The sequence below is a fragment of the Viridibacillus sp. NPDC096237 genome, from assembly GCF_050278625.1.
Taxonomy (GTDB): Bacteria; Bacillota; Bacilli; order Bacillales_A; family Planococcaceae; genus Viridibacillus.
The window spans coordinates 368,268-380,999 of record NZ_JBNNTI010000001.1 but is presented as its reverse complement, the minus strand read 5'-3'; the positions used below and the strand labels follow the sequence as shown (position 1 = coordinate 380,999).

12 protein-coding genes are annotated in these 12,732 nt (G+C 36.7%); all 12 read left to right on the top strand.

Going from position 1 to position 12,732, the window contains the following annotated elements; translation table 11 throughout:
- The first annotated feature begins 116 nt into the window (after positions 1–116).
- The 12 genes from sucC (at position 117) to fliE (ending at position 12,728) form a co-directional block, all read left to right on the top strand.
- Complete coding sequence (gene sucC / locus ACQKMD_RS01975) at positions 117–1,277, top strand: ADP-forming succinate--CoA ligase subunit beta (RefSeq protein WP_427748976.1); 1,161 nt, start codon at positions 117–119, stop codon at positions 1,275–1,277.
- An 18-nt stretch (positions 1,278–1,295) separates the two neighbouring features.
- On the top strand, positions 1,296–2,198 hold the full coding sequence (sucD, locus tag ACQKMD_RS01970) for a succinate--CoA ligase subunit alpha (RefSeq protein WP_427748975.1): 903 nt from the start codon (positions 1,296–1,298) through the stop codon (positions 2,196–2,198).
- Positions 2,199–2,268: 70 nt separating this feature from the next.
- Positions 2,269–3,159 carry a DNA-processing protein DprA gene (dprA, locus tag ACQKMD_RS01965; protein ID WP_427748974.1) on the top strand — a complete coding sequence of 297 codons (891 nt, stop codon included), beginning with the start codon at positions 2,269–2,271 and terminating at the stop codon, positions 3,157–3,159.
- 188 nt (positions 3,160–3,347) lie between these two features.
- Positions 3,348–5,423 carry a type I DNA topoisomerase gene (gene topA / locus ACQKMD_RS01960; protein ID WP_427748972.1) on the top strand — a complete coding sequence of 692 codons (2,076 nt, stop codon included), beginning with the start codon at positions 3,348–3,350 and terminating at the stop codon, positions 5,421–5,423.
- Between the two features lie 28 nt (positions 5,424–5,451).
- Positions 5,452–6,765 (top strand): FADH(2)-oxidizing methylenetetrahydrofolate--tRNA-(uracil(54)-C(5))-methyltransferase TrmFO, encoded by a 1,314-nt coding sequence (trmFO, locus tag ACQKMD_RS01955; protein ID WP_427748970.1) that lies wholly within the window; start codon positions 5,452–5,454, stop codon positions 6,763–6,765.
- 347 nt (positions 6,766–7,112) lie between these two features.
- On the top strand, positions 7,113–8,012 hold the full coding sequence (gene xerC / locus ACQKMD_RS01950) for a tyrosine recombinase XerC (protein WP_427748968.1): 900 nt from the start codon (positions 7,113–7,115) through the stop codon (positions 8,010–8,012).
- Positions 8,013–8,032: 20 nt separating this feature from the next.
- The gene (hslV, locus tag ACQKMD_RS01945; protein ID WP_427748966.1) at positions 8,033–8,575 is read left to right on the top strand and encodes an ATP-dependent protease subunit HslV; all 543 of its coding nucleotides are present in this window, start codon (positions 8,033–8,035) and stop codon (positions 8,573–8,575) included.
- A gap of 2 nt (positions 8,576–8,577) precedes the next feature.
- Positions 8,578–9,972, top strand: a complete 1,395-nt coding sequence (gene hslU, locus ACQKMD_RS01940; RefSeq protein ID WP_427748965.1) for an ATP-dependent protease ATPase subunit HslU — start codon at positions 8,578–8,580, stop codon at positions 9,970–9,972.
- Positions 9,973–10,060: 88 nt separating this feature from the next.
- On the top strand, positions 10,061–10,840 hold the full coding sequence (gene codY / locus ACQKMD_RS01935) for a GTP-sensing pleiotropic transcriptional regulator CodY (RefSeq protein WP_427748964.1): 780 nt from the start codon (positions 10,061–10,063) through the stop codon (positions 10,838–10,840).
- 701 nt (positions 10,841–11,541) lie between these two features.
- Positions 11,542–11,934 (top strand): flagellar basal body rod protein FlgB, encoded by a 393-nt coding sequence (flgB, locus tag ACQKMD_RS01930; RefSeq protein ID WP_427748962.1) that lies wholly within the window; start codon positions 11,542–11,544, stop codon positions 11,932–11,934.
- A gap of 2 nt (positions 11,935–11,936) precedes the next feature.
- Complete coding sequence (flgC, locus tag ACQKMD_RS01925; RefSeq protein WP_038184088.1) at positions 11,937–12,398, top strand: flagellar basal body rod protein FlgC; 462 nt, start codon at positions 11,937–11,939, stop codon at positions 12,396–12,398.
- Positions 12,399–12,467: 69 nt separating this feature from the next.
- Positions 12,468–12,728 carry a flagellar hook-basal body complex protein FliE gene (fliE, locus tag ACQKMD_RS01920; RefSeq protein ID WP_427749305.1) on the top strand — a complete coding sequence of 87 codons (261 nt, stop codon included), beginning with the start codon at positions 12,468–12,470 and terminating at the stop codon, positions 12,726–12,728.
- The last annotated feature ends 4 nt before the right edge of the window (positions 12,729–12,732 follow it).

Genomic DNA, 12,732 nt, shown 5'->3' with positions numbered 1-12,732 from the left:
TGCGGATAATTAAAGCGGAAAGTCGAAATAACAAGAATGTAGACATAGAGGATCAGATTATATACAATGGTTATGTAGTAGTAAAACTCTATGGGATTTTGATAGGAGGAAGTTAGATGAATATCCATGAGTACCAAGGAAAGGAAATTCTAAGACAATACGGGGTGTCAGTTCCAAATGGCCGAGTAGCGTTTTCACCAGAGGAAGCTGTAAAAGTAGCAAAAGAATTAAGTACAAGTGTAGTAGTTGTTAAAGCACAGATCCATGCAGGTGGAAGAGGTAAAGCAGGTGGCGTTAAAATTGCCAAAAATTTGGACGAGGTACGTTCGTATTCGAAAGAATTATTAGGTAAAATCCTGGTCACTCACCAAACTGGTCCAGAAGGTAAAGAAGTAAAGCGCCTCTACATAGAAGAAGGCTCTGATATTAAAAAAGAGTACTACTTAGGCTTTGTAGTTGATCGTGCAACTTCTAGAATTACTTTGATGGGATCTGAAGAGGGCGGAATGGACATTGAAGAGGTTGCTGAAGCAACCCCTGAGAAAATTTTCAAAGAAGTAGTTGATCCAGCTATTGGACTAACAGGTTTCCAAGCACGTCGTCTTGCGTTTAATATGAATATTCCAGACAAATTAATAAATAAAGCTGCATCACTTATGCTTGGAATTTACAAAGCATTTACTGAAAAAGATGCATCTATTTTAGAAATCAACCCACTTGTCGTGACAGGTGATGGTAATGTAGTGGCGTTAGATGCAAAGTTCAACTTCGATGGAAACGCTTTATATCGCCATAAGGATGTTGTTGAATTACGAGATTTCGAAGAAGAAGATCCAAAGGAAATTGAAGCTTCAAAATATGATTTAAGCTATATTTCATTAGAGGGTAGCATTGGTTGTATGGTCAATGGTGCTGGACTTGCTATGGCTACAATGGACACCATTAGTTATTATGGCGGATCACCCGCAAACTTCCTGGACGTTGGGGGCGGTGCAACTGCTGAAAAAGTAACAGAAGCCTTCAAAATCATTCTTTCTGATGCAAGTGTAAAAGGTATATTCGTTAACATTTTCGGGGGTATCATGAAATGTGATATTATCGCAGAAGGTGTTATTACAGCGGCCAAAGAGGTTGGCTTAAATGTACCATTAGTTGTTCGCTTGGAAGGTACGAATGTTGAACTTGGTAAAGCATTGTTAAATGAATCGGGTATTAATATCGTTACAGCAGATTCAATGGCTGATGGTGCAAGAAAAATTGTAGAACTTGTAGGCTAAGAAGGGCAGGGACTTGAAATGAGCGTTTATATTAATAAAGAAACTAAAGTGCTTGTACAAGGGATTACAGGGTCAACGGCTCTATTCCATACAAAGCAAATGCTAGAATATGGTACGAAAGTTGTAGCGGGAGTTACGCCTGGTAAAGGTGGTACAACTGTTGAAGGCGTATCGGTTTTTAACACGGTGGTTGACGCTGTTGAAGCAACAGGCTGTAATGTTTCTGTCATCTACGTACCAGCACCATTTGCAGCAGACGCAATTTTAGAAGCTGTAGATGCTAATTTAGATTTAGTTATTTGTATTACTGAGCATATCCCAGTATTAGATATGATTAAAGTGAAACGTTATATGGAAGGTAAGAAAACACGTCTTATTGGTCCGAACTGTCCAGGTGTTATTACTGCAGATGAATGTAAAATTGGTATCATGCCAGGTTATATCCATAAAAAAGGCCATGTAGGGGTAGTGTCACGCTCTGGTACTTTAACATATGAAGCAGTTCATCAACTTTCTCAAGAAGGTATCGGTCAAACAACGGCTGTTGGGATTGGTGGCGACCCAGTTAATGGTACAAACTTCATTGATGTTTTAAAAGAATTCAATGAAGACCCTGAAACTTATGGTGTCGTTATGATTGGTGAGATTGGCGGTACGGCAGAAGAAGAAGCAGCAGAGTGGATCAAAGCAAATATGACAAAACCAGTTGTAGGTTTCATTGGTGGACAAACTGCACCTCCTGGAAAGCGTATGGGCCATGCTGGTGCTATTATTTCAGGTGGTAAAGGTACAGCTGCTGATAAAATTAAAGCAATGAATGCAGCTGGAATTCAAGTAGCAGAGACACCATCTGTTATCGGTGAAACATTTATTAAAGTTATAAAAGAACAGGGCTTGTACGAAAAATGTAAAACTCATTAATATTGAAGGTGTAGCAAAGTCCTAATAGACAATGCTACACCTTTTAAGTAGTTATGAATGGAGGGCAATGATGAATGAAGCACTATTGACTCAGAGACTCTTGGCATTGCATTATGTATTTCCTGTACCTCTTAACAGGTTAGCACCCTTATTCAAAGAGGATATAGAACTTGTAGATATTGAACAAATGTCCACACAACAAATTGCAAAATTATTAAAACTCTCCTATGAAAAAGCTAATAGTTTAAAAACCGCTTATATAGAAGCAATGGAAACCCCCTTACTCCAAGCGTATGAGCAAAAGTCGATAACTCCTATCCCGTTCTTTCATCCCTTATTCCCTAAAACGTTATTCGAACTATATGATTCTCCTACATGTCTCTATGTAAAAGGAAAAGTAGATTTATTAGCTAATAAAAAGAAGATAGCTATAGTTGGCTCTAGAAAGGCGACGGTTTATACAGAAAATGCATTACAGTATATTATGCCAGCATTAGTGGAACATGATTATATCATCGTCAGTGGCCTTGCAAAGGGAGCCGACCGAATGGCCCATGAAAGTGCAATTGCAAACGGAGGAAAAACAATCGCAGTACTTGGACATGGATTATTTCACCTATATCCGAAAGAAAATGCAAAATTAGCCGAAATAATTGGCAAAGATCATTTGTTAATTACAGAATATCCGCCATATATCGAGCCGAAACGATGGTATTTTCCAATGCGAAATCGTATTATTAGCGGTATATCAAAGGCAATACTAGTCACAGAAGCTGCTGAAAAAAGCGGTACATCCAGCACAATGGACCACGCCTTAGAGCATGGGAAAGAAATTTTCATAGTTCCTGGAGATATTACATCAAAACTTTCTTTAGGACCTCATAAATTGCTTGCAGAGGGTGCTACACCAGTCTGGAATGGTTATCAAATAATTGCAGAATTAGAAAGATATTTTATTTGAAGATGAAATATAACTTGCAAAAATTTCTTTTCTGTTATACATTTTGCAACAGGTATTCTTTTGTAAACGCTTAGAAAAAAAGTTATAGTTGAATGGTAAGGTTTTTAACCATATTTACATGCACCTATTCAATTTTAACAAGTGAAACTAAAGAAAATGAAACTTCACCTCTATAAGGGGGAACTCACATGTCGGATTATTTAGTAATAGTAGAATCGCCCGCAAAAGCAAAAACTATCGAGCGATATTTAGGAAAAAAATATAAAGTGAAAGCGTCAATTGGTCACGTTCGTGATTTACCTAGAAGTACAATGGGAATTGACACGGAAAATAATTTTGAACCAAGATACATTACCATTCGTGGTAAAGGTCCTGTTTTACAAGATTTAAAATCCGCAGCTAAAAAAGCTAAGAAAATCTATCTCGCGGCCGATCCAGATCGCGAAGGAGAAGCTATTGCTTGGCATTTAGCAACAGCACTTAACATTGATATAAAATCGGACTGTCGTGTATTATTTAACGAAATCACGAAAGATGCTATAAAAGAGTCATTTAAGCATCCACGTCCAATTGATATGGATTTAGTTGATGCTCAACAAGCACGTCGTATATTAGACCGTCTTGTAGGATATAACATTAGTCCTCTTCTATGGAAGAAAGTCAAGAAGGGTTTATCTGCTGGGCGTGTACAATCAGTAGCACTACGTATGATTATCGACCGCGAAAACGAAATTAAAAATTTCCAGCCTGAAGAATATTGGACTATTGAAGGCAATTTTGAAAAAGGTAAAAAGCAATTTGATGCTATTTACTATGGAAATAGTAAAGAGAAAATTAAATTGTCCAATGAAGCGCAAGTAAAAGATGTCTTGAAGTTAATGAAGGGTGAAGATTTCGAAGTCGCAAAAGTAGTGAAACGCGAACGTAAGCGTAATGCAGCTCCCTCTTTTACAACGTCATCTCTACAACAAGAAGCAGCGCGTAAATTAAACTTCCGTGCAAAAAAGACTATGATGCTTGCACAACAATTATACGAAGGTATAGATGTCGGTAAAGAAGGTACTGTGGGTTTAATTACGTATATGCGTACAGATTCTACACGTATATCTGAAACGGCGAAAAAAGAAGCATTTGAATACGTTCAATCAACGTATGGTAACGAATATACAACGCCTCTTGATCAACAAGCAAAAAAATCTGAAAAAGCACAAGATGCACATGAAGCAATTCGTCCAACAAGCACAATGCGTACGCCAGATCAGTTAAAGGCCGTTTTATCAAGAGATCAACTTCGTTTATATCGTCTAATCTGGGAACGCTTTATAGCGAGTCAAATGGCATCTGCTGTATTAGATACAGTTACAGCAGACTTACAAAATGGTGAGGTATTCTTTAGAGCAACAGGCTCTCAAGTGAAATTCCCTGGTTTCATGAAACTTTATATTGAAGGATCAGATGACCAAAAAGAAGAAAAGGATAAACTATTGCCACCGATGGAAAAAGGCGATATTGTAAAATCCTTGAATATTGAACCGAAACAACATTTCACACAGCCACCGCCGCGCTTCTCGGAGGCACGTCTAGTGAAGACGATGGAAGAAATAGGGATCGGTCGACCATCAACTTATGCTCCAACTTTAGATACAATCCAAAAGCGTGGGTATGTCACATTAGACGCAAAACGATTTGTACCAACTGAATTAGGGGAAATTGTACATTCACTAGTATTGGAATTTTTCCCTGATATTATTAATATCGAATTCACTGCGAAAATGGAGCACGATTTAGATAGTATCGAAGAAGGAAATACAAAATGGGTAAATATAATAGATGAATTTTATCAAGATTTTGAAAAACATGTACAACATGCTGAAGTAGCAATGGAAAAAGTTGAAATAAAAGATGAACCCGCCGGTGAAGACTGTGAACATTGTGGCTCACCAATGGTTTTCAAACTTGGTCGCTATGGTAAATTCATGGCATGTAGTAACTTCCCTGATTGCCGTAATACAAAAGCTATTGTCAAAGCAATAGGCGTTACATGTCCAACATGTAAAGAAGGCGAAATCGTAGAACGAAAAAGTAAGACAAAACGTATTTTCTACGGTTGTAATCGTTATCCTGACTGTGATTTCGTATCATGGGATAAACCAATTAACAGACCTTGTCCAAAATGTAGTGAATTATTAGTCGAGAAGAAACTGAAAAAAGGCGTACAAATCCAATGTACGAAATGTGACTATAAAGAAACAGCATCACAATGATGAGTATAAGAAAGAGGTATATATTAGCATGACAACAATCGTAAATGTAATCGGTGCAGGTTTAGCAGGTAGTGAAGCAGCTTGGCAAATTGCAAAAAGAGGAATTCAAGTTCGCTTGTATGAAATGCGTCCAGTAAAACAAACGCCTGCTCACCACACAGATAAATTTGCAGAATTAGTATGTAGTAACTCTCTACGTGCCAATAATTTAACAAATGCAGTTGGCGTTATTAAAGAAGAAATGCGCATGTTGGATTCGGTTATTATCGAAGCCGCGGATCGCAGTTCAGTTCCAGCAGGTGGAGCGCTAGCTGTGGATCGCCACGAATTCGCCGGCTATGTAACAGAAAAAGTAAAAAACCATCCACTGATTGAAGTAATTAATGAAGAAGTAACGGAAATTCCTGAAGAAGGTATAACAGTTATTGCTACAGGTCCATTAACTTCAAAAGCATTAGCAGAACAAATTCAAGCTTTAACAGGAGAAGAATATCTTTATTTCTATGATGCAGCTGCACCAATAATAGAAAAAGACAGCATTGATATAAATAAAGTATATTTGAAATCTCGTTATGATAAAGGTGAAGCGGCATACTTAAACTGCCCAATGACAGAAGAAGAATTCAATCGTTTCCAAGAAGCATTGATTAACGCTGAAGTTGCACCATTAAAAGAATTTGAAAAAGAAAAGTACTTTGAGGGCTGTATGCCAATTGAAGTAATGGCAGCACGTGGTCCTAAAACTATGCTATTTGGTCCTATGAAACCAGTAGGCTTAGAAGATCCTAGAACCGGTAAACGTCCACATGCAGTTGTACAACTTCGTCAAGATGACGCTGCTGGTACACTTTATAACTTAGTGGGATTCCAAACACATTTAAAATGGGGGGCGCAAAAAGAAGTATTTAGTATGATCCCTGGTTTGGAAAATGTAGAAATCGTTCGTTATGGTGTTATGCATCGAAACACTTTTATTAACTCACCTAAAGCATTAGCGCCGACTTATCAACTGAAAAGTCGACCAAACATTTTCTTTGCTGGTCAAATGACGGGGGTAGAGGGTTATGTTGAGTCAGCGGGTAGTGGTTTAATTGCTGGTATTAATGCCGCACATCTTGCAATGGAAAAAGACTTATTAATCTTCCCTGCAGAAACAGCATTAGGAAGTATGGCGCGTTATATAACAGAAGCAGATTCAAAACACTTCCAACCTATGAATGTGAACTTCGGTTTATTCCCTAAATTAGGCGAGAAAATTAAATCGAAGCAAGAACGCGGTGAAAAACACGCAGAACGTGCTTTGGCTGCTATTCAAAACTTCAAAAATTCAACAAATATATAATTGTTTTAGCCCTTAAAATTGTTACAATTTTAAGGGCTTTTTTGTTTACAAATGAAGATGATTTCTCATAATTGAAAAGAAGATACAAATAGTGGTAATTTAGAAATAAGAATAATACATTTAAGTGTAACAAAGTTACCCAAAAGACGTGAATAAACCTTTCGATAAAAACTTTATGTTGACTTATGAACTGAAGTGTCGAACAATTCACATGAGTGTGTTATACTCATATGTGCCTTAAACAACTAGGATTAACATTAGCTCTAGTTTAGTAAGCGTTTTTGCTTTTTAAAAATGCTTAGAGTTAGATGGTTAAATTTGGAGCTTTTCATTAACGAGGTGTTCAAATGAACATACGATCTGAACAAGTACTTGAGCAATTTGTTATCTATATTCAATTAGAAAAAAATTTTTCACCATTAACAGTGCGAGAATATCAATCTGATTTACATGAATTTTTATCTTTCTTAAAAGTAGAAAGCGTAGAAGATTTAGCTGCTGTTGAATATATACACGCCAGACTTTACGTAACAAAATTGTACGAAGAAAAAAAAGCGAGAACAACTATCTCAAGGAAAATTTCTTCAATCCGTTCTTTTTTTCGTTTTCTAAATAAAGAATACGGATTAGATGATACAGGCTTTCAAGCTCTTTATCATCCAAAAAAAGAAGATAGATTACCGCGCTTTTTTTATGAAGAAGAGCTTGCCAGATTGTTTCAGGCAAACGAAGGGGAAGATCCGAAATCTTTACGAGATACAGCCATTCTTGAATTGTTGTATGCCACAGGAATTCGGGTTAGTGAATTGACATCTATTGAAATGAAAGATGTTGATTTTTCAATATGCATTTTACGTGTGATGGGGAAAGGGAGAAAAGAACGTTATGTACCATTTGGGCATTTTGCTTCGGAAGCATTGCAACAATACCTAGCAAATTCACGTCCTAAACTTATGAAAGGCCTTCAAAACCCTCAACTATTTGTCAATATGCGAGGTGGAGCCCTTACGGCAAGAGGTGTTCGTTATATTTTAAATGATATGATGAAAAATGCAGAGTTACATTCTAATATTTATCCTCATATGTTAAGACACACCTTTGCTACGCATTTATTAAACAACGGAGCAGATTTACGTACCGTGCAAGAATTACTCGGACACGCAAATTTATCTTCTACGCAAGTTTATACGCATGTGACAAAAGAACATCTAAGAAACACATATATGAATGCTCATCCAAGAGCGTAACAATTGGGAGGAGGGTTATTATGGTTGAAATGCACGCAACCACAATTTTTGCAGTACAACATAAAGGGCAGAGCGCGATGGCAGGTGACGGACAGGTGACTCTTGGTAATGCAGTTGTGATGAAACATACAGCTAAGAAAGTACGTCGTCTTTACAACGGTAAAGTATTAGCAGGGTTTGCCGGATCGGTTGCCGATGCGTTTACATTGTTTGAAATGTTTGAAGGGAAACTTATGGAGTTTGATGGGAACCTTCAACGTGCTTCAGTCGAAGTAGCAAAGCAGTGGCGCGGAGATAAAATGTTGCAAAAGCTAGAAGCAATGTTACTTGTAATGAATAGTGAAACACTACTACTTGTTTCTGGTTCTGGTGAGGTCATTGAACCTGATGACGGTATCTTAGCAATTGGCTCGGGAGGTAACTATGCGTTATCAGCTGGTAGAGCGTTAAAGCAGTACTCTGGTGATACATTAACAGCAGAGGAAATTGCGAAAGCATCGCTTGAAATTGCAGCAGATATTTGTGTATTTACGAACCATAATATTATCGTGGAGGCACTGTAACTATGACACAACAACAAACGCCTAGACAAATGACCGAGTATTTAGATCGTTATATCGTTGGGCAACGTGATGCTAAGCGTGCAGTAGCTGTTGCGCTTCGTAATCGTCATCGTCGTCAACTCTTAGATGAAGAGATGAAAAATGAAGTCATCCCAAAAAACATCTTAATGATTGGACCAACTGGAGTTGGTAAAACGGAAATTGCTAGACGTATCGCACGTTTAGTAAAAGCGCCATTCATAAAAATAGAAGCGACAAAATTTACTGAAGTAGGTTATGTAGGTCGTGATGTGGAATCGATGGTACGTGACTTAGTAGAAGTGGCTAACCGACTCGTGAAAGAAGAAAAACATGAAGAAGTAAAGGATCAAGCAGAGCGACTAGCTAATGAACAAATTGTGAAATTACTTGTGCCAAGTATGCGTAAAAAGCAATCAGCGTCAAATCCTTTTGAAATGTTTTTCGGACAAAATTCCGAGAAGGAAGAAGAAACAACTACAGATGATACAGAAGTACGTTTAAAACGTACACAAATTGCAGATGATTTAAAAGCAGGCAAGCTTGAAGAAGAGTGGATATCGGTGGAAGTGACGGAGCAAGCACCATCAATGTTTGGTGGTTTTCCAGGAGCTGGCATGGATATGGGTGGCAGTAACATGGGTGATATGTTATCAAGCTTAATGCCGAAACAAAAGAAAAAGCGACGTCTACAAGTAAAAGATGCTAGACGAATACTTATAATAGAAGAAGCTAATAATTTAATTGATTCTGATGAAGTTTCTCAAGAAGCGATTACGCGTGCTGAGCAAACAGGCATCATCTTTATCGATGAAATTGACAAAATTGCCAATAAGAATGGTAATTCTGGTTCTGCGAATGTATCAAGAGAAGGAGTTCAACGTGATATTTTACCAATAGTTGAAGGTTCTACTGTTAATACGAAGTATGGTCCTGTCAAAACAGATTATATGCTATTCATCGCTGCAGGTGCATTCCATATGTCTAAGCCATCAGATTTAATCCCTGAGCTACAAGGGCGCTTCCCAATTCGTGTAGAATTAGAAAAGCTTACGAAGGAAGACTTTGTTCGTATTTTAAAAGAGCCAGACCATTCATTAATTCTTCAGTATAAGGCATTATTAAATACTGAAGGTGTTGAAATTGAGTTTACAGAAGAAGCGATTGATCGTATTGCGGAAATTGCAACATTTGTAAACCAAGAAACAGATAATATCGGAGCACGCCGTCTGCATACGATTTTGGAACGTCTTTTAGAAGAGTTATCATTTGAAGCTGCAGATATCGCACCAGCTCACATCGATATTACACCATCATACGTAGATCAAAAACTTGGAGAAATTGCGAAGAACAAAGATTTGTCTCAATTTATTTTATAGTTTATAATCTAGGTTATTGTATGAAAATTTTAAAAGTTATGAAAATTAAATAAACTACGCAGAAAATATTACAGGAGGCTAAATAAACATGAATTTATTAGCTAAAACACGAAAAATTAACTCAATGCTTCAAGCATCTGCTGGGAAACCAGTTAACTTTAAAGAAATGGCGGACACATTAGGAACAGTCATCGAAAGTAACGTATACATCGTAAGTCGTAAAGGTAAATTACTAGGTATTTCAATTAATCAACAAATTGAAAACGATCGTCTTAACAAAATGTTTGAAGAGCGCCGTTTCCCTGAAGAATATACTCAAAATTTATATGACTTCTCTGAAACTGCTCCAAACCTTGATGTACATGACGAACATAGTGCATTCCCTGTTGAAAACAAAGAGCTTTTCAAATCGGGTCTAACTACAATTGTGCCGATTATTGGTGGTGGCGAACGCCTAGGAACATTGATTTTAGCTCGTCTAGCTGGTACTTTTGAGGATGATGATTTAATCCTAGCTGAATATGGTGCAACTGTAGTAGGTATGGAGATTCTTCGTGAAAAAGCTGAAGAAATCGAAGAGGAAGCTCGTAGTAAAGCTGTCGTACAAATGGCTATCAACTCATTATCATACAGTGAATTAGAAGCTATTGAGCATATCTTCGAAGAATTAGATGGTAGCGAAGGGTTGCTAGTCGCTTCTAAAATTGCTGACCGAGTAGGTATTACACGTTCAGTTATCGTTAATGCTTTACGTAAACTTGAATCAGCTGGTGTCATTGAATCACGCTCTTTAGGTATGAAAGGTACTTATATTAAAGTATTAAACGATAAATTCCTAAATGCATTAGCAGAAATCAAAATGCGCTAATAATTTCGAACTAACTATCCCGATGTCTAACATAGACTTTGGGGTAGTTTTTTTATTGCTATTAATCAACATTTGTACCTAATAAATAATGAACCTGTATTTGAAAAATCTTTAGAAAAAGATCGAAAATGCAAAAATATTGTGGAATCAAATGATGAATTTGAGAAATTGACTGAAAATGAATAATTCTTTTGTATGGAGTGGATACACAATGTATGGTTACCATTTCTCTGTTAAAAAGGACGGAAAGTGATAAAAAGGTAGTTATCTATAGAATATTTTAGTAAATTACTATTAATGTAAGTGAAGTCTGTTATAGTAATATTAAGTTAGATTAGTTGGGAATTGTACAAAATATATCAAATAAATATATACCTACATGGTATTATTAGGAGAAATTAACTTTCTAATATTATTGGAAAACTAAGAAATCCCTATATTCGCAATAGATGCACAAGTATTAGATAGTATAAATAATTAACCTCATTAACACTATTTTTATAGTGAATATTACCTTTACCCCTTATAGGATAAGGGGTTTAGAAGTTTTGGAGGAAAAGGGGAGTAAAGTTATAAAAATGGGTTTTTGTACCTATCAAAAAGACTCTAATACAGATAGACACTAGGTTACATCTCTAATACAATTAGATAGTGAAAATAAAATTGAAATTTGGTAGTTTATATCGAATTGGGGTGAAGTTTTGGATTTATTTAGTGGAACGATAAGTAATTTGGAAAGTGGCCTCTCTTATGCTGCGGTGAAAAATAAAACAATCGCTCAAAATATAGCGAATAATGACACACCAAACTATAAGGCTAAAGACGTTAGTTTCAAAAAGATGTTAACTGAGGCACAAAATACATATATACAAGCGAACAGAACAGATCAAAGACATTTTGATTTTACTACGAAGAATTCGACACCTGGTGTTTATAGCTATTCTAATCTACGTTACCGAGAAAATGGTAACGGAGTAGATATGGATAAAGAACAAGCAAGTTTGGCTGAAAACACAATTTTCTACAATGCCTTGATTGACCGCATTAACGGTAAGTTAAATACATTACAAACTGTCATTAAAGGGGGTAACTAATTTTGTCTATCTTCCATAGCATGAATACCACAGGCTCAGCGCTTACTGCTCAGCGTTTAAGAATGGACGTCATTTCGTCTAATATGGCAAATGTCGATACTACACGAGCAACAATGGAGAATGGCGAGTGGGTTCCGTATCGTCGTAAAACAGTAACACTAACGTCGAAAGAAGGACAATTTTCTAATTATCTAAATACAGCAATGGGTTCAACTAGTAAACAAGGAGTTGGCAATGGCGTTAAAGTAACAGGGATTAATAATGATACTGAAACACCATTCAAACTTATTTATGATCCAACACATCCAGATGCTAATGACGAAGGTTACGTACAAACTTCAAATGTTGATCCTTTAAAAGAAATGGTAAACCTAATATCTGCTACACGATCGTATGAAGCGAACGTAACGGTTTTTAATGCAAATAAATCGATGTTAACAAAAGCACTAGAAATAGGTAAATAATTTCAAAGAAGGAGGATGGGTTAATTGCCAGTATCACAAGTAACGGTAGCGCAACCAGTTCAACCAACCATGACACAAAGAGTGGCTGAATCAATGCCTACAGAATCAAAAGAGAGTTTCGGAACAATGTTAAAAGATGCTATCCAATCTGTAAACGATAGTCAAGTCGCTTCTGATGATATGACGACTAAGTTAATAAACGGTGATAATGTTGAACTTCATGATGTTATGATTAGCTCTCAAAAAGCAAGTATAACATTGAATACAGCATTACAAGTACGTAATAAAGTCGTAGAGGCGTATCAAGAAATTATGCGAATGACAGTTTAATTCG

Coding starts and splice junctions, on each gene's coding strand:
- trmFO (WP_427748970.1), top strand. CDS start 5,452: ATGACAACAATCGTAAATGTAATCGGTGCAGGTTTAGCAGGTAGTGAA.
- sucD (WP_427748975.1), top strand. CDS start 1,296: ATGAGCGTTTATATTAATAAAGAAACTAAAGTGCTTGTACAAGGGATT.
- hslU (WP_427748965.1), top strand. CDS start 8,578: ATGACACAACAACAAACGCCTAGACAAATGACCGAGTATTTAGATCGT.
- hslV (WP_427748966.1), top strand. CDS start 8,033: ATGGTTGAAATGCACGCAACCACAATTTTTGCAGTACAACATAAAGGG.
- topA (WP_427748972.1), top strand. CDS start 3,348: ATGTCGGATTATTTAGTAATAGTAGAATCGCCCGCAAAAGCAAAAACT.
- codY (WP_427748964.1), top strand. CDS start 10,061: ATGAATTTATTAGCTAAAACACGAAAAATTAACTCAATGCTTCAAGCA.
- sucC (WP_427748976.1), top strand. CDS start 117: ATGAATATCCATGAGTACCAAGGAAAGGAAATTCTAAGACAATACGGG.
- dprA (WP_427748974.1), top strand. CDS start 2,269: ATGAATGAAGCACTATTGACTCAGAGACTCTTGGCATTGCATTATGTA.
- fliE (WP_427749305.1), top strand. CDS start 12,468: ATGACACAAAGAGTGGCTGAATCAATGCCTACAGAATCAAAAGAGAGT.
- xerC (WP_427748968.1), top strand. CDS start 7,113: ATGAACATACGATCTGAACAAGTACTTGAGCAATTTGTTATCTATATT.